The sequence below is a fragment of the Arsenophonus sp. ENCA genome (assembly GCF_002287155.1).
GTDB classification, from domain to species: domain Bacteria; phylum Pseudomonadota; class Gammaproteobacteria; order Enterobacterales; family Enterobacteriaceae; genus Arsenophonus; species Arsenophonus nilaparvatae.
The window spans coordinates 1-922 of sequence record NZ_NHNG01000628.1; the positions used below are offsets into that span (position 1 = coordinate 1).

Here is a 922-nt window from a genome sequence, read left to right on the forward strand (position 1 = left end):
GTTAAGTATTGACTGAGTACGCCATCAATCGGTAAATAAACGGTTAATGGTAATTTCGGTTGTTGTAACACTAATACGAAGTGGTGGCTATCAGTAACAATTTGTTCGTTGGGGTAATGTGCTGTAAGTGCGACAAATAACGCGCTTTTATCTACATATCTGCTGGTTTTAAGTGATAATTTGCCTTTCATGATGATGGCTCACCTGATTCGTCACTGTTATCGAGTACTTCATTGAGTGTGATATTAAGTGTGTCAGATAAAAATACTGACCGTGCAGATACTTTCTCGTTTAAATGGCGCTGAAGTATAGACATAACATAGTTATTTGATGCCATAAGTTGAAGATTGTGATCTGCAATTCGGTAAATATCAACGTGATGAGTACCTTGCCATTGAGTGAATGTATAACGTAATTCTGCTTCAGGTGATGGATGGCTAAATGGTACAGCGATTGTTGCTGTTTTGGCGGCTGGTTCTGCCGCTATGTCACTTTGGTAGCTGGCTGAGGCTTGGAAGGTTGGCCAACCAGCCAAAGGAAGTGCACTATCGTTATTAGCTAAGTTATTACTATCTATAGGAGAGTGGTAATTTTCTTGCGCTGCTGGTTCTATGTTATTTAACTCATTTGCAATCAGTGGTGATAAATTGTGTTCTGTTACCGTTTTATGGCTAGTGTTTTTCAAATGAGCACTGTTAGCGGTTAAAGTAGCTATTTCTGTGTCAGCAGCTTTGTTGTCATATTGTTGTTTGACTCCGATTGTTGCTTTAACTTTTTCGCTAATTTGATGGTTTTCCTCAATATCCAGGACGATATCATTTTTTTTCATCAATGGACGATTAACTGGATAATTGTTTTTATTGGTATCAACTATTGTGGAATAGTATTGATAGTGTGACTGAAGGAGATCAGTGGTTATTTC

Annotated in this window: 2 protein-coding genes; both read right to left on the minus strand. The window is 38.1% G+C overall.

All coding sequences use genetic code 11. The features are described 5' to 3' along the window. A partial coding sequence (locus CBG25_RS16165) for a hypothetical protein (RefSeq protein WP_290607902.1) occupies positions 1-191 on the minus strand: 191 nt, incomplete at its 3' end. Then, positions 188-922: hypothetical protein (locus CBG25_RS16170; protein WP_290607903.1), on the minus strand; the 735-nt coding region annotated here is incomplete at its 5' end. The genes CBG25_RS16170 and CBG25_RS16165, both read right to left, overlap by 4 nt.